The sequence below is a fragment of the Pantoea rwandensis genome (assembly GCF_002095475.1).
Classification (GTDB): Bacteria; Pseudomonadota; Gammaproteobacteria; order Enterobacterales; family Enterobacteriaceae; genus Pantoea; species Pantoea rwandensis.
The window spans coordinates 132,699-152,967 of the sequence record NZ_MLFR01000001.1; the positions used below are offsets into that span (position 1 = coordinate 132,699).

The 20,269-nt window shown below is 51.2% G+C and carries 18 protein-coding genes and 3 pseudogenes; 12 read left to right on the plus strand and 9 right to left on the minus strand.

Annotated elements, in window-relative coordinates; all coding sequences use genetic code 11:
* Window positions 1-74 precede the first annotated feature (74 nt).
* From HA51_RS00660 to HA51_RS00670, 3 genes and pseudogenes are all read left to right on the plus strand, one after another.
* A complete protein-coding gene (locus HA51_RS00660) occupies window positions 75-2,015 on the plus strand; it encodes a methyl-accepting chemotaxis protein (protein WP_084931196.1) in 1,941 nt (646 codons plus the stop codon).
* Window positions 2,016-2,213: 198 nt separating this feature from the next.
* Window positions 2,214-4,153: pseudogene (locus tag HA51_RS00665) on the plus strand (methyl-accepting chemotaxis protein).
* Between the two features lie 58 nt (window positions 4,154-4,211).
* Entirely contained in the window at window positions 4,212-4,565 is a 354-nt protein-coding gene (locus HA51_RS00670; protein WP_084931197.1) for an MmcQ/YjbR family DNA-binding protein, read from the plus strand.
* Here the strand turns inward: HA51_RS00670 and HA51_RS00675 are convergent.
* Window positions 4,549-5,547 carry a methyltransferase domain-containing protein gene (locus tag HA51_RS00675; RefSeq protein ID WP_084931198.1) on the minus strand — a complete coding sequence of 333 codons (999 nt, stop codon included), beginning with the start codon at window positions 5,545-5,547 and terminating at the stop codon, window positions 4,549-4,551. The genes HA51_RS00670 and HA51_RS00675 overlap by 17 nt on opposite strands.
* 111 nt (window positions 5,548-5,658) lie before the next feature.
* Between HA51_RS00675 and HA51_RS00680 the strand changes: the two genes are divergently transcribed.
* Complete coding sequence (locus HA51_RS00680; protein WP_084931199.1) at window positions 5,659-6,501, plus strand: AraC family transcriptional regulator; 843 nt, start codon at window positions 5,659-5,661, stop codon at window positions 6,499-6,501.
* Here the strand turns inward: HA51_RS00680 and cybB are convergent.
* Complete coding sequence (cybB, locus tag HA51_RS00685) at window positions 6,498-7,037, minus strand: cytochrome b561 (RefSeq protein ID WP_084931200.1); 540 nt, start codon at window positions 7,035-7,037, stop codon at window positions 6,498-6,500. The two genes, HA51_RS00680 and cybB, sit on opposite strands and share 4 nt — an antisense overlap.
* Before the next feature lie 91 nt (window positions 7,038-7,128).
* Window positions 7,129-7,622 (minus strand): annotated as a pseudogene (locus HA51_RS00690) (MarR family transcriptional regulator).
* Between the two features lie 121 nt (window positions 7,623-7,743).
* Between HA51_RS00690 and HA51_RS00695 the strand changes: the two are divergent.
* Entirely contained in the window at window positions 7,744-8,892 is a 1,149-nt protein-coding gene (locus tag HA51_RS00695; RefSeq protein WP_084931201.1) for an MFS transporter, read from the plus strand.
* Window positions 8,893-9,101: 209 nt separating this feature from the next.
* On the opposite strand, the gene tnpA is transcribed toward HA51_RS00695, so the two are convergent.
* Window positions 9,102-9,524 (minus strand): IS200/IS605 family transposase, encoded by a 423-nt coding sequence (gene tnpA / locus HA51_RS00700; RefSeq protein ID WP_425435678.1) that lies wholly within the window; start codon window positions 9,522-9,524, stop codon window positions 9,102-9,104.
* Window positions 9,525-9,626: 102 nt separating this feature from the next.
* On the opposite strand from tnpA, the gene HA51_RS00705 reads away from it, so the two are divergent.
* The 3 genes from HA51_RS00705 to HA51_RS00715 are packed head-to-tail and all read left to right on the plus strand — an operon-like array spanning window position 9,627 to window position 11,958.
* Window positions 9,627-11,012 carry an RNA-guided endonuclease InsQ/TnpB family protein gene (locus HA51_RS00705; protein WP_084931202.1) on the plus strand — a complete coding sequence of 462 codons (1,386 nt, stop codon included), beginning with the start codon at window positions 9,627-9,629 and terminating at the stop codon, window positions 11,010-11,012.
* A gap of 15 nt (window positions 11,013-11,027) precedes the next feature.
* Entirely contained in the window at window positions 11,028-11,480 is a 453-nt protein-coding gene (locus HA51_RS00710; protein ID WP_084931203.1) for a DUF1543 domain-containing protein, read from the plus strand.
* A gap of 49 nt (window positions 11,481-11,529) precedes the next feature.
* Entirely contained in the window at window positions 11,530-11,958 is a 429-nt protein-coding gene (locus tag HA51_RS00715) for a nucleotide triphosphate diphosphatase NUDT15 (protein ID WP_084931204.1), read from the plus strand.
* On the opposite strand, the gene HA51_RS00720 is transcribed toward HA51_RS00715, so the two are convergent.
* The 3 genes from HA51_RS00720 to HA51_RS00730 all read right to left on the minus strand — a co-directional run bounded on the left by HA51_RS00720 (window position 11,945) and on the right by HA51_RS00730 (window position 13,615).
* Complete coding sequence (locus HA51_RS00720; protein WP_084931205.1) at window positions 11,945-12,316, minus strand: RidA family protein; 372 nt, start codon at window positions 12,314-12,316, stop codon at window positions 11,945-11,947. The two genes, HA51_RS00715 and HA51_RS00720, sit on opposite strands and share 14 nt — an antisense overlap.
* Window positions 12,303-12,791 carry a GNAT family N-acetyltransferase gene (locus tag HA51_RS00725; RefSeq protein ID WP_084931206.1) on the minus strand — a complete coding sequence of 163 codons (489 nt, stop codon included), beginning with the start codon at window positions 12,789-12,791 and terminating at the stop codon, window positions 12,303-12,305. The genes HA51_RS00720 and HA51_RS00725 overlap by 14 nt, the downstream gene beginning before the upstream one ends.
* Before the next feature lie 74 nt (window positions 12,792-12,865).
* Window positions 12,866-13,615: an SDR family oxidoreductase gene (locus HA51_RS00730; RefSeq protein WP_084931207.1), complete on the minus strand. Its 750-nt coding sequence runs from the start codon at window positions 13,613-13,615 to the stop codon at window positions 12,866-12,868.
* Between the two features lie 99 nt (window positions 13,616-13,714).
* Here HA51_RS00730 and HA51_RS00735 point away from each other — a divergent pair, with 99 nt between their 5' ends.
* Window positions 13,715-14,617 carry an AraC family transcriptional regulator gene (locus HA51_RS00735; RefSeq protein WP_084931208.1) on the plus strand — a complete coding sequence of 301 codons (903 nt, stop codon included), beginning with the start codon at window positions 13,715-13,717 and terminating at the stop codon, window positions 14,615-14,617.
* Here HA51_RS00735 and HA51_RS00740 read toward each other — a convergent pair.
* A complete protein-coding gene (locus tag HA51_RS00740; protein WP_084931209.1) occupies window positions 14,614-15,036 on the minus strand; it encodes a DUF2000 domain-containing protein in 423 nt (140 codons plus the stop codon). The two genes, HA51_RS00735 and HA51_RS00740, sit on opposite strands and share 4 nt — an antisense overlap.
* Window positions 15,037-15,253: 217 nt before the next feature.
* Here HA51_RS00740 and HA51_RS00745 point away from each other — a divergent pair, with 217 nt between their 5' ends.
* A complete protein-coding gene (locus tag HA51_RS00745; RefSeq protein ID WP_084931210.1) occupies window positions 15,254-15,715 on the plus strand; it encodes an Lrp/AsnC family transcriptional regulator in 462 nt (153 codons plus the stop codon).
* Window positions 15,716-15,953: 238 nt separating this feature from the next.
* On the opposite strand, the gene HA51_RS00750 is transcribed toward HA51_RS00745, so the two are convergent.
* Window positions 15,954-16,190: a hypothetical protein gene (locus HA51_RS00750; RefSeq protein WP_084931211.1), complete on the minus strand. Its 237-nt coding sequence runs from the start codon at window positions 16,188-16,190 to the stop codon at window positions 15,954-15,956.
* A 658-nt stretch (window positions 16,191-16,848) separates the two neighbouring features.
* Between HA51_RS00750 and HA51_RS00755 the strand changes: the two genes are divergently transcribed.
* Window positions 16,849-18,117: an HlyD family secretion protein gene (locus HA51_RS00755; protein ID WP_084932007.1), complete on the plus strand. Its 1,269-nt coding sequence runs from the start codon at window positions 16,849-16,851 to the stop codon at window positions 18,115-18,117.
* A pseudogene (locus HA51_RS00760) lies at window positions 18,110-20,235 on the plus strand (peptidase domain-containing ABC transporter). Before HA51_RS00755 ends, HA51_RS00760 begins: the two are co-directional and overlap by 8 nt.
* Window positions 20,236-20,269: the final 34 nt, after the last annotated feature.

The window sequence follows — 20,269 nt, forward strand, 5'->3', positions numbered from 1 at the left end:
TCTCTTCTGAGGGATGTACGCGCACAGGGAGTGGTTCTTTTAACCGAAAAAGTGTCAACTCCAGGAGCGCCATAATGGCCAAACACGCATCATTTAAGAAAACAATGAGCATCCGCACACAAATGCTGCTGACGGGCGCCATCACCATTACCCTTGGCTTCGCCGTCACTATTGGCGTACTAAGCTGGCAGTCCAGCAGCGAACAGAAATCACTGGCAGAAAATTATCTCCAGCAAATTGCCCAAACTCAGGCGCTGCAAATTCAGCAGGAACTCAGTTACGCCCGCGATGTGGCACATAACCTGGGACACAGTTTGATCGCTTTGCCTGCTGCAGGGATCGCGGATCGTAAAGTGGCGGATAAGGTGATGGAGTCCGCATTGCGCGACAATCCCGATTACCTGTCGATTTCTGTGATATTTGAGGAGAATGCCTTTGATGGTCGGGACTCCGAATTCGCCAGCCAGCCTGATGCCGCACCAAAAGGGCGCTATGCCTATTTTGTCGACCGCGACCAGTCAGGTAATTTCAAAATGCATCCTCTGACCTCGATTTTCACGCCGGGGCAAGGCGACTATTATCTGCTGCCGCAAAAGAGTCAGAAGGACACGCTCATTGAGCCTTACAGCTATGCCTACAACGGTGTTCCCACGTTGCTGACCTCCGTCGCTGCGCCGATCCTCAGTAAAGGTAAGTTATGGGGCGTAGTAACCTCAGACATTTCTCTGGCTTCATTGCAGGAGAAAGTGAACAAAATCAAACCTTGGGAAGGTGTGGGTTACGCCATGCTGCTTTCCAGTGCGGGAAATGTGGTTTCCTACCCGGATAAAAATCAAACCAGCAAACCCTGGAAAGGCGACACCCATCATTACAGTTCATCGGTGATCGAACAGCATGACACTGTTCTCGGCGAAGATGCGCTGGTGACCTGGCAACCGATTGTGATCGGCAACAGCGATCAAAAATGGTATCTCGGTGTCGTCGCCCCCGTAAGCAAAGTAATGGCCGCCGCGCATCGTCAATTGATCAATGCGTTGATTCTGATGGTGATCAGTATTGTCGTGGTGTGCGCGCTGTTGGCAGTATTGTTTAGCCGCAAAGTCCTGAAACCTATTGGTGGCGAGCCACTTGAGGCGGCAACTATTGCGTTGGCGGTGGCCGACGGCAAACTGGATAACGTGATTGCATTGAAAGCGCGTGATAACAGCAGCCTGTTTTATGCGTTACACACCATGCAGAACCAATTGCGCGACATCGTCGGCCAGATCCAGGATGCCAGTTCGTCGGTGCGACAAGGTGCGGGTGAAATTGCCAGCGGCAACCTCAATCTCGCATCGCGAACTGAGCAACAGGCGGCGGCGCTGGAGCAGACGGCTGCCAGCATGGAGCAGATCACCGCCACGGTGAAACATAACGCCAGCAACGCGCATCAGGCGACGGAACTCACCGAAAATGCCACGCAGATTGCCAGCCGGGGCGAATCACTCGTTGGCGAAGTGGTGCAGACCATGGCGCAGATTGATGACAGTGCCAAGAAGATCGGTGATATCACTGCCATCATCAACAGCATCGCCTTCCAGACCAATATTCTGGCGCTGAACGCCGCCGTAGAGGCCGCGCGTGCGGGTGAACAGGGGCGTGGTTTTGCGGTGGTGGCCTCCGAGGTGCGTAATCTGGCGCAGCGCAGTGCTAACGCAGTGAAAGAGATTGCTGCGTTAATTGAAGAGTCCAGCCAGCGTGTCGGCAGCGGTGTCAAACTGGTGCAGGATGCTGGGAAAACCATGCAGGATATGACGCAGGCGGTCAATTCTGTGCGCACCATTATTGGTGAGATTGTGGTGGCGTCGGATGAGCAGGCGCGCGGTATCAGTCAGGTCACGATTGCGGTCAACGAGATGGATGGTACTACGCAGCAAAACGCCGCGTTGGTGCAAGAGATGTCAGCTGCAGCCAGTTCGTTGGAGGATCAGGCGTCCCAACTCGCCTTAACGGTGGGGCGTTTTCAACTGAGTTAATGCACGTTGGCCGCCTTGCTGCGGCATATTTCTAAAGGTGCACGGTAAAGTGCACCTTTTTTTATGATGCTCGTGTTCTGGTCGGTCCTTATCACCCATCAAGTTCCCCGCCAACAGGCCGATAGTCCTAATGAAGGATGTTACATCGCGAGGATTCGCTCCTCTATACCTACATGTGTTGAGACCAGGAGAGCCGGAATGGCCACGAGCACATTTCATAAGAAAACAATAAGCACCCGCACTCAGGTTTTGCTGACGGGCGCGGTCACTATCACCCTTGGCTTCGCCATCACTATTGGCGTACTCAGTTGGCAGTCGCGCAGCAACAACAATCACTGGCAGAAGATTCCCTGCAACATATTGCGCAAACCAAAGCGTTGGAGATTGAGAAACAGTTCAACCATGCGCGTGATGTTGCCAACACGTTAGGCCACGGCTTGATTGCCCTGCCGCAAACCGGCGTTACCGATCGTAAAGTCGTCGACAAAATGATGGAGACGACACTACGTGACAACCCCGACTACATGTCGGTGTCGGTGATCTTTGAAGAAAATGCGTTTGATGGCCGCGATGCCGAGTTTGCGGGCCTGCCGCATCAGGCGCCAAAAGGGCGTTATGCCTTTTTTGTTGATCGTGACAGTGCGGGCAAATTCACTATGCATCCGCTGGACTCGATCTTTACCCCTGGTCAAGGCGACTACTATCTGGTGCCGCAAAAAACGCATAAAGACACACTGGTTGAACCCTATACCTACGCGTTTAACGGTGTACCTACCTTATTTACCTCAATGGCTGCGCCAATAGTGAGCGAAGGCAAGTTATGGGGTGTGGTGACATCGGATATTTCGCTGGCGTCGTTGCAGGAGATGGTCAACAAAATCAAGCCTTGGGACGGTGCGGGTTACGCCATGCTGCTCTCCAGCGCGGGTAACGTGATTTCTTATCCCGATAAAAGCCAAAACAGCAAACCGTGGAAAGGCGATACACACCATTACAGCAGCGCAGTGGTAGAAAGACCGGATGCGGTGTTGGGTGAAGAGGCGTTGGTGACCTGGCAGCCGATTGCCATCGGCAACAGTGATCAAAAATGGTATCTCGGCGTGGTCGTGCCCGTTAGTACTGTAATGGCGCCAGCCAACCGACAGCTGATCAACGCAGTAATCCTGATGGTGATCAGTATTCTGCTGGTGAGTGCGTTGCTAGCCGTGGTGTTTAGTCGCAAGGTTCTCAAGCCGATTGGCGGTGAGCCGCTGGAAGCGGCAACCATCGCGCTGGCCGTGGCTGACGGCAAGTTAGATAACGTGATTCCCCTAAAAGCGCGCGATCAGAACAGCCTGTTTTTTGCGTTGCACACCATGCAGAACCAACTGCGTGACATCGTCGGTCAGATTCAGGATGCCAGTTCGTCGGTGCGACAAGGTGCAGGAGAGATTGCTGGCGGTAACCTGAATCTTGCTTCGCGCACCGAACAGCAGGCTGCCGCGCTGGAGCAAACCGCTGCCAGCATGGAGCAGATCACCGCCACGGTAAAACACAATGCCACTAATGCGCATCAAGCCACAGCATTGACGGAGAACGCGACACAGATTGCCAGTCGTGGTGAATCGCTGGTGGGCGAAGTGGTACAGACCATGGCGCAGATTGATGAGAGTGCGAAAAAGATTGGTGACATCACCAATATGATCAACAGCATCGCTTTCCAGACCAACATTCTGGCGCTGAACGCCGCCGTTGAAGCTGCGCGCGCAGGTGAACAAGGTCGTGGTTTTGCCGTGGTGGCCTCCGAAGTTCGCAATCTGGCGCAACGCAGTGCGAACTCGGTGAAAGAGATTGCCGCCTTGATTGAAGAGTCGAGCCATCGCGTGGGCAGCGGCGTTCAACTGGTGCAGGATGCAGGAAGAACCATGCAGGAGATGACGCAAGCGGTAAACTCCGTGCGCACCATTATCGGTGAAATTGCGGTGGCATCGGATGAGCAGGCGCGGGGTATCAGCCAGGTAACCATTGCGGTGAATGAGATGGATGGCACTACGCAACAAAACGCGGCATTGGTGCAAGAGATGTCTGCTGCTGCCAGTTCACTGGAAGATCAGGCGGCACAACTGGCCCATACGGTAGGGCATTTTCAGTTGAGTTAAGAGTCGTCCAGAGTAAACTTTGTAGCAGCGCGAAAAATGCGCTGCTACAGGAGTCACAATGAATCGCCAGCAACTGCTCGACCACGTCCTTCACACCTACCAGGTTGAACCCGATTTTCCATGGAAAAAACACAGTGACTATGCGGTATTGCGGCATCCGCGCCACCGTAATTGGTTCGCGCTGGTTTTTCCCCTTGAGAGCCATAAACTCGGTTTAGCGAATGGTCCGGTTGTTGAGGTGATGAACATTAAGACCCGACCGGAGCTCACCGGCTCGCTGCGTCAGCAACAGGGTGTTTATGCCGCTTATCATATGAATAAAGAGCACTGGCTCAGTCTGACGCTTGAAAATGGCTTGCCGGACAGTGACATCATTGCACTGCTGGACGACAGCTTCAGTTTGACGTTTTAGGTCGTCGCGCCAGAATCACATTAAGCGGCGACATGGGAAAAGGTTCCTGCCGCTGAATCCGCTCAATCACAAAACCGGCTTGCTCTAATTCGAACGCTAACACGCCTTCGTTAGTGACGCTGTAACCTCTCATCATCAACGGTGTGAAGAAGGGCAGTATCCGCCGTGCCTCGCTGGGATTATCTGGAATTTCAGCATGGGCACTGATCAGCAGTCCACCGGGCTTCAGGCGATCAAACCACTCACGCAGCACTGCTTGACGGTCCTCGACGAAATAGAGGAACGATGAACTCCAGATAATATCGACCTGGCGCTGCGCTGGAAATTGAGCCAATGCGCAGCAGCGAGCAGTCAGACCTGCCTTTTCAATATTGCGTTGCGCCACGGTGGCAGTTTGTGGCAAATCATAGACGATAGCCGAAAGCTGGGGAAAACGTTCTGCTAACGCAATGGCGATCAATCCCGGTCCTCCGCCCACATCAAGTAGCAGCGCCGGGCGCTGAAAATCTGCCAGTTTTTCGGCTATGGCACAGGCCGTGTAAGAACTGAGCGCCCGCTGCTCTTGGGCAATTTGATGCAGCGCAGCATCGGCCCATGCGCTATCAATCTGCAGTGGATCCTGCCAACCAGGAGACGTCTGAGTGAGCAGCTGCGGTAGCCGCTGAACAAACTGCTGTAAAACCTGATGGCGGTAGCGCCAGGCATCGCCGATGTAGCGTGAACTTCCCGAGCACAGAAACAGATGTACGTCAGGCGCTAACACGTAACAATCGCCTTCTCGCGTCAGTAATTCACTACTCCATAAAAGACCTAACAGGTGATTTGCCTGCTGGGGTTGCCAGTCAAAATGGTCTGCGACCTGGTGAGCCGTTGCAGGCAATGCCATAAAATCAAACAGTTGATGTTCAAAAGCCAACGCTATAGCCCCATTGAGTGCCTGTTGGGCCAGCAAAGAATCGAGTGTGGTGAGTGGCGAGCACATAGATAAATCCTGTGTAACGAGTGTGGACTCCAGACTAGCCTTTCATGCGAATGCAATTTATTCTCATTTGTCTGCGAGACGGTGATTTAACTCTGCGTGAAGGGGAAAGGGATGAAACAAGCAGGAGAGCCAGAGGTGCGGCATTACGCGTTGGCTCAGGGTATGCGAATGGTGCGATCCGATTATTCGCCGTTGCAGGCGTTAACCGAATCATCCATCAACTGCCACGATCAGCCGCAGCTGGTGCTGACCTTTGGCATACTGGGTGCTTCACGTTTTCGTGAAAGTCAGGGACGCGAGATTGGTTTTAATGCCGGGCATCTTACCGTAACCAGTTTCCAAACCAGCAGCGGCGAGCGCTTGTACCGCGCAGGTGAACGCGTACAGCAACTGCGGTTGGTACTGAATGCCTCCACCACTCGTCATTATTTTGGTGAACAGCAGGCCGAACGCCTGTTACAGCACAAACTGCAGCGCCATTTGTTCTGCCGTTTTGGCCAGGCAACGAATGCGCAGTTAATCCAGATGCACAATGATCCACTGCAGTTAGAGATACAGGCACTGACGTTATTGGCCTTGCATCGCCATCAGCTGCAACCCGATATCCATAAACACAGCGTTCATCCGCAGCAGGTGGAAAAACTGGAACGGGCGCGAGAGTGGATGCGAGACCATCTGGCCGAAGCCTACTCGTTAAACACGCTGGCACTGGCTGTCGGCCTAAGCGACTATCAATTGAAAACCGGCTTTCAACGCCATTTCCACTCAACACCCGGAGAAATGCTGTTACAGATGCGGATGGCGCACGCGCACAGATTGTTAGAGCAGGGATATCAGGTGGCGCAAGCGGCATGGCAGGTGGGGTATCAACATCCACGTAATTTTAGCGTGGCGTATCAGCGCTATTTTGGTCGCCCGGCAAGCTCAGTTACCGGGCGAAAAATGAAGGATTAACGCGAACGGCGTGAAGGCATCATGCGCAGCAAGGTATTGTCTTTAAATAGATAGTGGTGCGCCAGTGCAGCAACGGCGTGAATACCAATCAGCCAATAACCATAAGGCGCGAGCGTTTCATGCCAGTCGGCAATGCTGTCAGCAAAGTCAGGATCGGGATTGCTGCTTACCGGCATTGGGATGCCAAAAATCCACCAGGTACGGCCCATATAGAAGCGCGACAAAATACCCAGAGTCGGGAGCACGATAAAGAACAGGTAGATCGCCAGATGCATCAGATGCGCCAGGCCGGTCTGCCAATGTGGTGGTTTAGGAATGATCGCCGGACTGCGGTGACGGAAGCGTAACAACACGCGCGACAGCATCAATACCAGCACACAACTGCCCGCGCTGAAATGCCCGATAATCATGGCAAAGCCTTGCCATGATCCACGTGTCGCCAGCCCGCGAAACTCCATGGTGCAATAAGCGGTGACCACCAGTAAAAAGGTCAGCCAGTGGAGAAAAATCTGCGAAGGGGCGTATTTCGTGCTCATGTTCAGTCCGTAAAATGCGTTGCGGGAGCATAAAGATAACGGAAAACACGCTGAATTAATTCATATTTTGACACATTCATCGCCGTATTCTTTACCTGGCAACTTCCGTTGCCCGCAGGAGTTGGCTAAGTAATGTTTGTAACTGCTGTTGCTGTTCGCCACCAAGCGTGGCGAGGAGATCATTCTGCGTCTGCGTGTGGACCTGCAAAGCCTGTTCAATCTTCTCGCGACCGGCTTCCGTTAAGGTCACCAACATGCTGCGCTTATCGTTGGGATCAGCAATGCGCTCAATCGAACCCACGTCGCCAGTCGATTGAGACGATTGGTCATCGCACCTGATGTCACCAGCAGCGACTTATAAAGCTGTGTGGGGGTGAGGCGATAAGGTGCGCCGGCGCGACGAAGCGTAGCCAATACATCAAATTCACCGTCACGGAAATGAAACGGGGCCAGCGCTTCAGCCCGAATTTTTGCAAGGTGCTTCATGATGCGCAGCATACGGCCAAAAATGGCCATGGAAGAGGCATCCAGCTCAGGCATGGCGCTGGCCCACTGCTCAGTAACAAAATCGACGTGGTCGGTCATTTTTTCCTCTTTTGCTTCGGGGCTAAGGCTAAAACATTTGTTGCTTTGTGCGCATCCCTCTACCGTAATCCGAAAAATTATCTTAACGTTAAGATACTTTTGATGCGCAAGGAGATGCAAAGTGAATCGTACCTTACCTGCAATAGGCATGTTTACCTTACTGGTTTTTATTATCGCACTGAATTTACGGCCGATCATGGCGGCGATGGGACCGCTGTTTCCTCTGCTACAGCGTGATGCGCAGTTGAGCGCAACACAGCTGAGTTTACTGACCACGCTACCGGTTTTCATGATGGGATTGGCTGCACTGGCCGGACCCCTGCTGCTGCGTACGCTGGGGGAAATTCGGGGGATCGCAGCGGGTCTGGTTTTGTTGGCGCTGACATGTGTAGTACGGGGTGTAGTGCCATCATCTTCGGTTTTGATTGGCAGTGCTTTGGTCGCTGGAGTTGGGATTGGATTGATTCAGGCGTTAATGCCCGCGCTGATTAAACGCCACTTCGCGGCAAGTGCGGGCACCTTAATGGCGATATTCACCACCGGAATCATGGCGGGCGCGGCCATTGCGGCAGCGACTGCGGCACCGCTAGCAGACGCACACGGACTTGGCATCACGCTGGCACTTCCCGTGGTTCCCGCGGTGATCGCAGTATTGTTATGGTTAATGACTTTAAACAGCGTTGTGTCGGCTAATGCGCAGCATCCTTCAGCAACCGCACGCAACGGTCGGGCTTGGTTGCTGATGGTGTTCTTTGGTATTGGAACCGGTGCCTACACTCTGGTTTTAGCCTGGCTACCACCGTTCTACATGCAGCATGGCTGGTTGCCACAGCAGAGCGGGTACGTGCTGGGTGCGCTGACGTTAACAGAGGTCGTCGCGGGTTTTGTTTTGTCTGCGTTTATTCATCGTTTTCACGACCGTCGTCGCCCGCTGCTGATCGTGCTGAGCGCGATTTTACTCGGGTTGATTAGCCTAATGTGGTTTGGCGGTGCGCAGGCATGGCTGCCGACATTGTTACTGGGGTTGGGCATCGGTTCGCTGTTCCCGCTTTCTCTCATCGTTACCTTGGATCATGCTCATTCACCGGAACAGGCGGGGGCGTTGTTATCTTTTGTGCAGGGTGGCGGCTATTTGCTGGCAGCCTTAATGCCGCTGATTGCCGGTATCGTGCGTGATCGTGCGGCTTCATTGGACAGTGCCTGGGCGATCATGAGTGTTGGGATTGTACTGCTGATGGTGATGGCGCTGCGTTTCAAACCTCATCAGTAATAGGGTTGATTGCCATAAGAAACGGTTGTGCCGCTATGTATCTTGCTTTATAACGCGGATCTTCTCTGTCAATCACAAGGAAATGACCACGTGAACCTGTTTATCTTTTACGTTGGCGGTAATGCCGGAAAATCCAACATTTAACATAATGTCCGCGCAATCCCCGTCTTTAGGCGGGGGTCAAGCGGGTGTTAACTGCGTAACATGTTTTATTTGACCTTACGCAAGGCCAGCGACTGCTTTACAGATTTTTCAGACGGTGGGGCTTGCTGCTGTTCGATATATGCTTTCAGTACATCAAGCGATGTCCCGCCGTAACTGACCACGCAATAAGACGGACTCCAGAAATGGTTTCCCCATAGCTTATGGCGCACGTTTTCCCAGAAGTCACGGCGCAGCACGTAGGATGATTTCCCTTTCAGCTTACTGACCAGGTTACTCACCGCCACTTTGGGGTGAACGGCGACCATCAAATGTTTATGGTCGTCCTTCCCACCAAACTCCAGCAACTCACAATCCATCTGTTTACAGGTTTCGTCCATAACGCCTTTTACGCACTCCAGCATTTCGGCAGTAAAAACGTTTCGGCGGTATTTCATAGAAAACACTAGATCTAGATGATTTTTATAAATACAACTTTACCGATTCTCCACTCAGACATATCAGTCTCGCACTAGACAAAAATAAAGCCCGATGGTGATAATATCACCACACATAAATAAGGGTAATCAGCGATGCTGACCGGAATAAAACTGCGATCGAATCCTACAGCTTCCCAACGCGAGAAACTATCGCGCTGGATGGGCTGCGCACGCGTTATCTGGAATGCAAAGTGTGATGAGGAACGGTACTACCGGACGTTTGCCCGCAAGTATTACCCTGTCGGTACGTATGCGCCGGTAGACCAGACGGCAGCGCATTTTAAGGACGCGGAGTTAACACCGTGGCTGTCGGAATGCCCAAGCCAAATCATCCGTAACACCGCCGTTAACTGGTACAACACGTACCGGAAATTCCTCAAAGGTGTTTGCGGCAGACCGAAGCGCCACCCCAAAACAGACCGCGCCAGCATCTATCTGACGCGCGAGCTGTTCCGGTTTGACCATTGCGCCGATGGCGTTACACGGCTGTTTATCGGTACGAAGACAAACAATATTGGCTATCTGTCGATCAAGAATCACGCGACCTATAACCTGCCTAACTCCCTGTATATCAGGAAAGAGCGAGGCCAGTATTTTGTGTCTTTTTGCTATGAAGATGGTAAGCCAGAAGCGGCGAGCTATACCGATGATCTGGCAATGCTGGCGGGTGCGGATCGCACCTGGCTGGAAGAAAATACCATCGGCGTAGACCGTGGTGTTGCCGTGCCTGTCCAGGCGGGTGATCTGGCGCTGGACTACCTGCCATCCCAGAAACATCATACCGCCCGTGCCGGGCGCTACATAAAGCGCCTACAGCGCCGCCTGGCACGTCAGCAGAAGGGCAGCAATCGCCGCAACCGTTCCAGACAGCGGTTATCCGGCTACCACGCCCAGCGAGCCAATATCCGCACTGATTTTGCACACCAGACCAGCCGGACGCTGGTAAACGGTGCGCGAGTCATCGTATTCGAAGCCCTGAAAACCCAGCGCATGACGCGCAGGGCGAAGCTAAAACAGGACGAATCCGGGCGTTACCTGCCGAACCAGCGCAAGGCAAAAAGCGGCCTCAATGCGGCGATTCTCAACATTGGCTGGCATCGCATAGAGTTATTCACGAAATACAAAGCGAAAGCAGAGGGTAAAGCCTGTTTTCGCGTTCCTGCCCCGTATACAAGTCAGGAGTGCGCCACGTGCGGCTACACTCACCCCGACAACCGCCGGACGCAAGATGCGTTCGTGTGTGTGTCGTGTGGACATTCTGACAACGCAGACCGCAACGCGGCGCGTATCATCAAAAAACGGGCAATAGAGTTAATACTTCACCCTGGAACGGGGTTAACCAACGATAACGAACTGGTTACTGGACGTGGAGATCAACGTAAGACGAGCAAGGCCAAAAGCCCTGCCCGCAATGGTCAGCGAAGCGTCAAAAAAGAAAAAGGCAGCACTACGCTACCTTTGGAAGCCCTGCCCCTTTAGGGGCGGGTAGTTCACGTGCATGATATTCAGTTCGTCGCCGCTGAGCAGCCGGAAGAGGCTTGGCCTGTACTGCGCGAAACCTGGTTTGGTGATGCGGATAAAATCCATGTTGATGGTTATGCGCGCATCACTTGGGCGGACGGTTTTCGTGTATCGCTGTCTGATAAACCTGCAACGGGCAGTGAAAAGCTGTTCTTTGTGAATGCCGGTGCGTACCATCCTTCGACGCTGGCTGAGTTGCATGCTTTTGATCTGTTCGTAGCAAAAGATGTGAAGGAAGCGAAAGCCAAAGGCTTAGCCAACTTGCTGCCGGGTGCCGATCACCAGCACAAAGATAATCTCAAGGATGTGGATGATTGCCTGCTGCTGGAAAAGGTGGGAGACCTGTATATCCATTTGACGCCAGATGCCCAGGGTGAACCCTTCCGTCCAGAGTGGCAGGGCTATCAGCCGATTGGTATTGAATAACCGTGTTGGGTCGCCTTCCGAGGCGGCCTGTTACACAACAGGAGCTGTTATGTCACCACAAGTAGGCGTGGGCGTGTTGATTTTCCGCGACGGTAAGTTGCTGCTGGGGCGACGTAAAGGGAGCCATGGTTCAGGCGACTGGTCAGCGCCTGGTGGCCATCTCGAATTTGGAGAGTCACCGGAAGCCTGCGCTCAGCGTGAAGTGCTGGAGGAAACAGGTTTGGTGCTGGGTGAACTGCAAAACGCCGCGTTTGTCAGTGATATCTTCCCGGAGGTCAATAAGCACTACATTACACTGCTGCTGGTGGCGCATGGGTCGCAAGGCGAACCGCAGTTGATGGAGCCAGAAAAGTGCGAGGGGTGGCAGTGGTTCGAACCAAATGCTTTACCGCAGCCGCTATTCTCGCCACTGCGGACGTGGATTGAGCGTGACGGCGTCACGAATCTACTGCAATTAGCGAGAATTACAGCGCCATAATGGCTTCAATCTCGACTTTTAAATCCGGCGAGAACAACTGGCTAATCTGTACCAGTGAGCTGGCGGGCAGTGCATCGCCGTAATGTTTAAAGAGCACCGCACGCAGTGCATTGATCTCTTCGAACGAGGTAATAAAAATCGTTACCTTAATCAAATTCTTGAGTGATGTGCCTTCAGATGCGGCAATAATATGCAACTGCTGGAAAATGGCCTCAGCTTGCCTGGCAATATCACTTTGTTGCGCGGGTGTTCCAAAGGCAGTTAAACCTGAAACATACAACGTGTCACCATGCTTAACGGCATGAACGTACGGGGCTTTCACTTCACCTAATTCTGAGTAGTTCTTACGCGTTAACATCGATGTCTCCTTCATCCAGTTTTAACACCATGATCGTCACTGATTCATCGGCAACATCGCGCTGTTCCACATCCTGCCAGCCGTAACGGCGATACAACGCCTGCTGGTCTGGGGTATACAGCCAGAGCGCGGGGATTGACCTCTGCCGCGCTTCAGCAATTAATCGCGTCACGAGCGCACTCGCCAACCCCTTACCGCGATGTTCGCTGGCGGTGACAACCTCACCCAACCAGAATTCGCGCTCGCTGATATCACCTAATTCGTAATGGATAATGCTGGCCGTTGCCATCAATGCGCCGTCGGCACCGGTTGCCACCAAAGTGAGGGTTTGGGCATCTGCTGCATTGCGCAGATTGAGGCGCTGGCGAATCACGTCCGCATCGTTCCAGTTCGGCAATTCCGACCATTCGTGATGCAGCATATGAACCACTGCGGAGATCAGTGATGGGGACTCTCTCAGAGTACTTATCTGCATGCTTGCTCCTCAAAGGCTAGCAGGTGACTATGACACCTTAACAGCTAGCCTAAAAGGGCATCTCTGAAGTTTTATCAATAACCTACTTCATTCGCCACGGCCACTGCATCTTCCCCTGCCGGAATTCGCATCGGTGCGTTCGGGTCGGTAGCGGCTTGCCACACGGCAGCGGCAACATCTTCAGCTTTGGTGGTGGGTTGAGGTTGCTGCATTCCCGCCATGATCCCATCAAGCATCGGCTGATAAGCGGCTAAGAAGGTCTCTTCCATACGTGGCATGGCGTTTTTACCAAAATCGGTAGTTGGCGCAAGGCCCGGCAACACCAAATGCACCTTGACGTTAAACGGCTGTAGCTCTATTGCCAGTGATTCGGTAAAGGCATTCACAGCGGCTTTACTGCCGGTGTACACCGCCAGCAGCGGCAGTGATTTCAGCGTCACAGTTGACGTCACGTTAATCACCGTACCGCTCCGTTTAGCGCGGAACTGCGGCAGCACGGCCTGGGTCATGGCGATAGTGCCGAGCGTGTTAGTCTCAAACACCTCGCGGACCGTCGACATCGGCGTGCCTTCCAGCGATGTCAGCACCCCGATGCCCGCGTTGTTCACCAGCACATCAATATCACCTGCCTCGGCAATCGCCTTTTTGATGCTCTCGGCGTTACTGACGTCCAATGGCAGCAGTCGCAAATGTTCTGACGCAGGGAACAACTCGGGACGCGGATGGCGCATGGTGGCAATCACCTTCCAGCCGCGATCAAGAAAATAACACGCTGTGGCGTAACCAAAGCCGGAAGAACAACCGGTGATTAGAATCGTTTTCATCTTTCACTCCTGCATTGCATTGGGTAGACGCTCACTATAGAGTCAGCGTGATGGACTCACTACAACGCAAAGTCCAAGTTTCATTCGCAGGAGTCCATAATGATCGATCCTTTAGCGGAGATGGTGTCGCTGCTGCAGCCGCAGGCCGCTTTTTCCAAACGCGCGCGCGCAAATGGTCGTTGGCGTGTAAATCGCAGTGAAACAGGACAGCCTTTCTACTGTCTGGTACTGGAAGGCCGCGGTCAGCTCAAGATGAAAGGTCATGATCTCATCGCACTTGAGCAGGGCGATTTTGTGCTGATCCCGGCTGCTTGGGAGTTCTGCATGACCAGTGCTGAGCCGCCCGCCAGCGATGCGCCGGAAACGCTTCCGCAGATGCTGGGCCCCGGCGAATTCTGGATAGGTGACTTGCAGCAACCGGCCGAGGTGCAAACGCTGATTGGTTACTGCCAGTTTGGAGCACCCGACGCGGGTTTAATCGTCTCGCTGTTGCCGCAGTTTATTCACATCCGCGGTGAATCACGCCTCGCCACCTTAGTACAATTGGTGATGGATGAGTGTCGCGCCCAGCGTCCTGCACGTCATGTCGTACTGGAGCGGTTGTTGGAACTGCTGCTGATTGAGGCATTACGCTCGATGCCCATCTGCAATACTTCCCCCGGCGTGATGCGCGGGTTGGCAGATGAGCGCCTCGCCTCTGCTATCCGTGAAATGCACGCTAACCCGGCACATTCCTGGACGGTTGCGCAGTTAGCCAAAGCCGCTGCGCTGTCACGATCTGCCTTCTTCGTGCGCTTCCGTGAAGCCGTAGGTGTCGCGCCGATGGTTTATCTGCTCACCTGGCGCATGGCGCTGGCGAAAAACTTGTTGCGCGGGAAAAACATGGCGGTGGCCGATGTCGCTGAACGAGTGGGTTATCGCTCGGCGAGTGCATTTAGCGTGGCATTTACGCGCTACGTCGGCCAGCCCCCGGCTTGGTTTGCTGCAGGGCAGGACCTTTAACGATAAAGCTTCAGATTGCCCGTCAGTCGTGTGATTTTCTTCTTCGGGCCGATCAAGCCAATCGCCACCAGTTCAATATTGTCACTGATGGCGCTGGCGATACGTTCGCCGTATTCGTCATAGGTTTTGCAGGATTGTGCTAATGCGCTGAATGGCATGGCAAAAATCTCTGTATCCGCGCTGCTGATCTTTTGTAGTTCACGCAGAGTGTTCCCCTCGGCTAACAAGACAGGGAGCGGCGCATAAATGACACCGGGATAATTTAATCCATCCTCACTTTGCCGGTCCGGTCCCACTAAATTCTCAATCAGCTTACCGAAACTGATGCCGATAACACTGGCCGCATTCATTGCTAGCCCTGCAGGCAGTTGGTTATCGATAACGATGGTACAGCGATGGTGGTTGGCATCAAATTGCATGTATTAACTCCATAAGGGGTGAGAATTTCCACCACGCGAGCGCTTGGTCGGTCGTGGCTCTTGCCGGCGCGCAGTGTCACGGCGCATTTCACTGTGCCTGGTAGGGAAAATTATGTGGCAGTTGAGGAGAAAAGTGCTTGCTGAATACCTTGAATAAAGGATGAATTAGGGATAAACCATTCTAAAACGTTCAATTAAGAGAAAGGAATATCCAGTTATGAGCTTAAGTAAGACAGACGTTAAAATTCTTGAGCATCTGCAGCAGGATGCACGTATTACCAATCAACAGCTCGCCGATGCCATCGGCCTCTCTGCTTCCCCCACCTGGCGCAAAGTGCGTAAGCTCGAAGAAGATCAGGTGATCCAAGGGTATCGCGCCGTGCTCAATCGGAGAAAGATTGGCCTAAATGTGATGGTTTTCGTGCGCGTGACCATCGACAGCCACAGCGAAACTGAAGCGAGAAAATTTGAAGCAGAAGTGACGGCGCTGGAAAATGTGATGTCCTGTTACAGCATTGGTGGCGATGCCGATTTCTTATTACAGGTGGTCTCTGCCGACATGGATGCTTATGCAGAATTTGCCATGTCAGTGATCCGTCGATTGCCCGGCATTAAAGAGATGCAGAGTATGTTTGTATTGAAAGAGGTGAAGGGGGTGACCGGCTTGCCTTTGTCGTGATCAGGAAGCGCCCTCGGATACCCAAGTCGTCTGTTGAACGGTTGCTGCACGGAAAGAGTAAAGCTATTACCTCATGGCACTGCCGCTGGAAAAATGACGAACATGCGTCTCTACAGGCATCAGATATGACCAGGCATTATCCTGTTCAGAGGCAAAAGGACATAAATCCTCAGCCACTTTGCAGGGAGTCATAACAGAGCTTACTTAACATTAAAGAGATCAACAGCTTATTTAGGCTTTAACCTGTGATATACATTAACCATCCCATGATGCTTAAAGCGGATGTGAGAATATATCCCACCCCTTCACCTGTCATATAGCGGCGCATCGTCATATCTAACTGACCTATTTTGATTTTTTTGCGTTGTTCATCATCAGTTGAATTGAGGACGGTACGAAATGCCGCTATGCCATTGGTCAGAAAAAGCGCGCAGACTGAGGCGACAGTGAGAGTAAGGACATCATGAATTTGCATCGGAGTAGCTTCTGGTGATTAAAATTGAAGCTTGATTTTAAGGTATTGGCTTAATCGCTTCAGTTCAAATTTATCTATTATTGCTATCGCTTGAAGGTAACATACGACGGCCTAAACTTTGTCGCTATGAATAACTTTGGCTATGCGCAGCCCCCTTTTCCAAACCTTTTCAAAAACAACTGGCTGATTTATTGGATAAAGTTGATTTTGAAAAGGGTGCTTAAATCTCATCGTAGTTATCAGCGTTAATTGTTTAATATAAGTAATAATTATGTTATTCAACTGTTTCTAGCTATCGTAATGCCGACACTCGTTACTTAGCAACCGCCATTCCGCGTAGTTCTATTATCATGACTGCTTTTACGACAGGGAGTCAGCTTACACAATACTAGATGACAAGATGGCTAAAACACCTCGCATTTAAATAATTTGAATAGATTTTCTCTAATATGCGGTTTTTTTATTTGATGCTGTTACGCATTAAGTTAAAAATATAAGATAATTGAAATCGAATCTTAGTGATCCTCCTCCAAAAAAAACGCTTTCCCATAGGCTTTCTTTGCTATTTCATCAATTAGAGAATACCTTTCCAGCGAATCTCTTTGTTGAGAGGTGTTGATAGCGTTATCTTGGTGTTTTGTTTTATGGGATTGTTATGATATTCAGAAAGGAAGCTGTTAATAATAAAATCTGGCAGGGGCGGGCTATTGCCATTCCGGGAACACCTTTGTGGCTTGTTATGTCAGTGAGTGTTCTTTTTATCTTTGTGCTCTTCGTCTTTTCCATAACAGGAAATTACACCCGAAGAATTAAAGTTGAAGGAGAGGTTTCTAGCTATCCCCGAACGGCGTCTTTATATTCAAGCGTGCAAGGTGTGGTGGTAGAACAGTATGTCAGCGTAGGACAAAATATTAAGGCAGGTGAGCCCATCTACAAAATTGATGTGAACAAAACCAGCCAAAGTGGTGTGATGAGCCTCAATCAACGTCAGGAAGTTAAGTCACAACTAGCACGCATTGATCAAATTATACAACGACTAGAAAACAGTAAGAAAAACACTCAGGAAATGCTGGAGCGGCAGAGAGTGCAGTATGTCAAGGCTTACCAGCGTTCCAGTGAAATTCTGGAGCATGCGCAGGAGGGGATTCGGATTGCGAAAAAAGACATGGACAACTATCGGGATTATCAACGCAAGGGATTCATTAATCGTGATCAACTCAATAGCCAAGTGGCGATGTATTATCAGCAGAAAAACAATTTATTGAGCCTCTCTGGTCAACATGAACAAAATGCATTGCAAATTATCACTCTGGAAAATCAGTTGAAAATACAATCTGCTGATTATGATAATCAAATCCATCAAATGGAGCTGCAGCGGTTTGAACGGCAAAAGGAGCTACTGACCATTGATGCCAGTGATAGCATTATTGTCCGGGCATTATCTGACGGTCGCATCGATTCACTCAGTGTGACTGTGGGACAAATGGTCAATGTTGGCGAGAGTTTGGTGCAGTTATTACCTCATCGTATTGACTTCTATGCGCTGGTTATGTGGGTACCCAATCATGCGATACCCTATTTATTGGTAGGAGACCGCGTCAATATTCATTATGAAGCGTTTCCCTCACAAAAGTTTGGGCGCTTCTCGGGTACGATTGCACTGATATCCAAATCCCCAGCGTCAGCACAAGAAATGTTGACATGGCATGGCGCGCCTAAACCCTCCCTCACTGACCGCAGCACTTGGTATAAGGTCACTGTCAAACCCGATAAGCAGACGCTTTTTTATTCGGGTAGAGAAGTTAGTCTCGAGAATGGTATGAAAGCAGAGAGTACATTATTTTTGGAAAAAAGACGTATCTATCAATGGATGTTTTCACCGCTCTACGATTTAAAACTAAGTGCGACGGGGCAGATTGATGGATAGAATAATCGTTAAGCGCATAATCGAAAAGTTGGATATTAAGCTGGGCCGCCATACCCCTTTAATACAGCAGAGTGAATCTGCAGAATGTGGACTCGCTTGCCTGGCGATGATTTGCCGCCATTATGGTAAAAATGTTGATCTAATGAGTTTACGTCACCAATTTAATCTTTCGGCGCGGGGCTCCTCTCTCAGTGTACTGGCGCAAATTGCTGAGCAATTAGGACTGGCCACTCGTCCACTCTCTCTTGATATTGATGAACTGAGTGCTTTACGGACACCATGCGCACTGCACTGGGAATTCAATCATTTTGTCGTGTTGATAAAGGTACAAGGTAAGCAGGTCACGTTACATGACCCCGCGATGGGCCGACGTAAGATGACCTTAGAAACCCTGTCGCAAAGTTTTACCGGGGTTGCACTAGAAGCATGGCCAGACAGCACCTTCAGGGCTGAAGCACCTCGCCATCAGTTCAGTGCCAGCAGACTTATACGCGGTGTACACGGCATTAAGCGCGCTTTAGGAAAAATATTATTCCTATCGTTGGTGCTTGAAACCATCAATCTCTTATTACCGATCGCCACTCAACTGGTTATGGACCATGCCATTCCCGCGAGCGATTCAGGATTACTGACGCTGATCTGCTGTGGGCTTATGATCTTCATTTTGCTGCAGGCGGCGGTAAGTATGCTTCGCGGCTGGTCATCGTTGGTTCTCGCTACGCTGATCAATGTGCAGTGGCAGGCGAAACTGTTTAAGCATCTCCTCCGTTTACCTTTGGATTATTTTGAACGCCGAAAACTCGGCGATATCCAGTCCCGTTTTGGTTCTCTCGATGTACTGCGAAGTACTTTCACTTCAAGCATCGTGGGCGCCATGATGGACAGTATCATGGTCATTAGCGTCCTGATGATGATGAGTCTCTACGGCGGATGGTTAGCGTGGATTGTGGTGGGGTTTACCACAATTTATGTGCTGATGAGGATTGCCACCTATGGCTATTATCGTGAGTTATCTGAGGAGTCATTAATTAAATCTGCACGTGCAAGTTCCTATTTTATGGAGACACTCTACGGTATCGCTACCGTGAAAATGCAAGGAATGACCACTCGGCGCGGCAATCATTGGCTCAATCTTGAAATCGACAACATTAATACCGAGATTCGAGTCAGCAAGATGGATATGTTATTTGGCGGAATTTACACTTTCATCGCGGCATGTGATCAGATAGTCATATTGTGGATAGGAGGGCATTTGGTTATCGGTAATCAAATGACGCTCGGCATGTTTGTTGCTTTTGGCGCATTTCGCAGCCAGTTCTCCGAACGCGTCAATTCACTGACCACTTTCCTGTTACAGCTTAGAATGACTAGCTTGCATAATGAACGTATCGCAGACATTGCGCTTCATCCAAGCGAAAATCGCCAGCCCGAGCTTGCTCCTCCGCTTGCATTTAAGCCAATTGCAATCACAACCCATGATCTTTGTTATCGCTACGATAATCACGCACCTTTCACATTTCGTGACCTCAACATCACCGTAGATCACGGCGAGAGTGTGGCGATTGTTGGGGCATCAGGATCAGGAAAGACGACACTGATGAAGTTACTCTGTGGGCTGTTTACTCCGGTGAGCGGAAAAATTGAAGTCAACGGTATTGATGTCCAACAACTCGGGATGAATAACTACCAATCAATGATTGCCTGTGTCATGCAGGACGATAAGTTATTTGCAGGGTCAATCAAACAGAACATCAGTGGATTCGTTGATGAGATAGATGAAGCCTGGATGCAAGAGTGTGCGCAGATGAGCTTTATCCATCAGGTGGTCATGGCGCTGCCCATGGGATATGAAACGCTCATTGGCGAATTGGGGGAAGGGCTATCCGGTGGGCAAAAGCAGCGACTCTTTATTGCCCGTGCACTGTATAAAAAACCGGGGCTGTTGTTTATGGATGAAGCGACCAGCGCACTGGATGTTGAAAGTGAAAAGCGTGTCAATGAGGCGGTAAAACAACTCGCCATCACTCGCATCATCATTTCTCACCGAGAAAGCACCATGCGACTGCAGACAGGATCATCGTTCTAGATGATCACAATGGGACGGCAAGAGTTGATTGATCCCCTAAAACAGGCGGCGCTGAGGCCACCTGTA

Coding starts and splice junctions, on each gene's coding strand:
- HA51_RS00730 (WP_084931207.1), bottom strand. CDS start 13,615: ATGAAAACGATTCTAATCACCGGTTGTTCTTCCGGCTTTGGTTACGCC.
- HA51_RS00715 (WP_084931204.1), top strand. CDS start 11,530: ATGTCACCACAAGTAGGCGTGGGCGTGTTGATTTTCCGCGACGGTAAG.
- HA51_RS00735 (WP_084931208.1), top strand. CDS start 13,715: ATGATCGATCCTTTAGCGGAGATGGTGTCGCTGCTGCAGCCGCAGGCC.
- HA51_RS00680 (WP_084931199.1), top strand. CDS start 5,659: ATGAAACAAGCAGGAGAGCCAGAGGTGCGGCATTACGCGTTGGCTCAG.
- HA51_RS00725 (WP_084931206.1), bottom strand. CDS start 12,791: ATGCAGATAAGTACTCTGAGAGAGTCCCCATCACTGATCTCCGCAGTG.
- HA51_RS00660 (WP_084931196.1), top strand. CDS start 75: ATGGCCAAACACGCATCATTTAAGAAAACAATGAGCATCCGCACACAA.
- HA51_RS00675 (WP_084931198.1), bottom strand. CDS start 5,547: ATGTGCTCGCCACTCACCACACTCGATTCTTTGCTGGCCCAACAGGCA.
- cybB (WP_084931200.1), bottom strand. CDS start 7,037: ATGAGCACGAAATACGCCCCTTCGCAGATTTTTCTCCACTGGCTGACC.
- HA51_RS00745 (WP_084931210.1), top strand. CDS start 15,254: ATGAGCTTAAGTAAGACAGACGTTAAAATTCTTGAGCATCTGCAGCAG.
- HA51_RS00670 (WP_084931197.1), top strand. CDS start 4,212: ATGAATCGCCAGCAACTGCTCGACCACGTCCTTCACACCTACCAGGTT.
- HA51_RS00720 (WP_084931205.1), bottom strand. CDS start 12,316: ATGTTAACGCGTAAGAACTACTCAGAATTAGGTGAAGTGAAAGCCCCG.
- HA51_RS00750 (WP_084931211.1), bottom strand. CDS start 16,190: ATGCAAATTCATGATGTCCTTACTCTCACTGTCGCCTCAGTCTGCGCG.
- HA51_RS00740 (WP_084931209.1), bottom strand. CDS start 15,036: ATGCAATTTGATGCCAACCACCATCGCTGTACCATCGTTATCGATAAC.
- HA51_RS00705 (WP_084931202.1), top strand. CDS start 9,627: ATGCTGACCGGAATAAAACTGCGATCGAATCCTACAGCTTCCCAACGC.